At 33.3% G+C, this 1,377-nt stretch carries 2 protein-coding genes; both read left to right on the top strand.

Features of this window, described 5'->3' with window-relative positions; translation table 11 throughout:
• Window positions 1–477: BclA C-terminal domain-containing protein (locus B5P42_RS31380; protein ID WP_483295827.1), on the top strand; the 477-nt coding region annotated here is incomplete at its 5' end.
• Window positions 478–815: 338 nt separating this feature from the next.
• On the top strand, window positions 816–1,271 hold the full coding sequence (locus tag B5P42_RS31375; protein WP_098384925.1) for a MarR family winged helix-turn-helix transcriptional regulator: 456 nt from the start codon (window positions 816–818) through the stop codon (window positions 1,269–1,271).
• The last annotated feature ends 106 nt before the right edge of the window (window positions 1,272–1,377 follow it).

Genomic DNA, 1,377 nt, shown 5'->3' with positions numbered 1-1,377 from the left:
CCAACCGGAATAACTGGAGCGGCCGGATCTACAGGACCAACCGGGCCTTCCGGACTTCCAACATCTGGTTTATCTCAGTATGCTTATGTTTTCAATACAGCAGCTCAAGTTGTTGCCTTAGAAGCACCTATTCTTTTTAATTCACACGGTAAAATCACATCCGGTTTTACTCATACTCTTGGAACTTCTCAGATGACAGTTATTAATGCTGGAGATTATAAAATTTCTTTTTCTGTATCAGGAGTTGAGCCTAATCAATTTGCCCTCTTTTTAAATGGGGCTCCCGTTACCAACTCCGTTTATGGATCAGGTGCAGGTACTCAACAAAACAATGGGCAAACAGTTCTCACTTTAGCCGCAGGTGATATTCTTACCCTTAATAATCATACTTCCGCTGCTGCAGTTACTTTGCAGACTTTAGCAGGTGGAACACAAACCAATATAAATGCTTCAATTGTAATTGAAAAGTTAAATTAATTATTCCTTGAAGCTCTGGCAGTCAATAATCTAGAAAGGATTCTTTTTTCAACAAGTATTTAGCATTAGTGATTCATTTTCACATTACGTTGAAATGGTCATATATTATTTCGAAGCAAGAAACTCTAATCTACTTTTCAACATTTCACTTTTCCCCTAAAGAGCACCGTAAGTAAGTGCTCTTTTTTAGTTTCATCTATTCTACAAAATGAAATTTTTATTAAGTTTTCTATTAATAACGTATATTGATTTCTTTTCCAAATTAGTTTAAAGATAAATAGTTCAAAAATGAACTGTTCTATGTTAAACTAAATTAAAAAAGAAAAGGAATGAGTATTATGAGTTTAAAAAATCAAAGTTTCAAACAAGCAGGAGAAGTTGTCCAGTCATTTGTAACAATAAACAAAGAAATTATAAAGTTCACACATCAAAACGCCTCCAGTTTAGGATTAACAGTACAACAAATGGGTATCTTAAATACAATTTATGCAATCCCTAATATTACTCTTAAAGAGATTTCAGAACGTCTTTCAGTTCCTAAAAGTACAGTGAGTGTGAATGTAGATGAATTAGTTAATCTAGAGTTCATCGAGCGAAAACAATCAGACGAAGATCGTAGAGAAATAAAATTAAAAGTAACAAACCAAGGACAAGAAGCATCGAAAAAATCCATTGAAAACTCTACTTCCTACAAAGCAATGGAACTAGCACTACAACAGCTTCAAGAAGATGATGTTCAAACATTATTGCGTATTCATAGAGATTTATTAAGCTCTCTACAGCAATTTCGTTAATTGATGTAAACCATTTTAAACATAAATTCTAATTCTTATTTTCCAAAGAACCGAGCAGTTAGCTTTTGCTAACTGTTCTTTTATTTAGTTGCGATAGGTAAGACTT

It is taken from the genome of Bacillus sp. SRB_331 (assembly GCF_003264175.1).
GTDB classification, from domain to species: domain Bacteria; phylum Bacillota; class Bacilli; order Bacillales; family Bacillaceae_G; genus Bacillus_A; species Bacillus_A mycoides.
This window is presented reverse-complemented; position numbering and strand designations above follow the sequence as displayed.

Excerpts from the sequence above, each read along its gene's own strand:
- B5P42_RS31375 (WP_098384925.1), top strand. The coding sequence starts at position 816 with ATGAGTTTAAAAAATCAAAGTTTCAAACAAGCAGGAGAAGTTGTCCAG.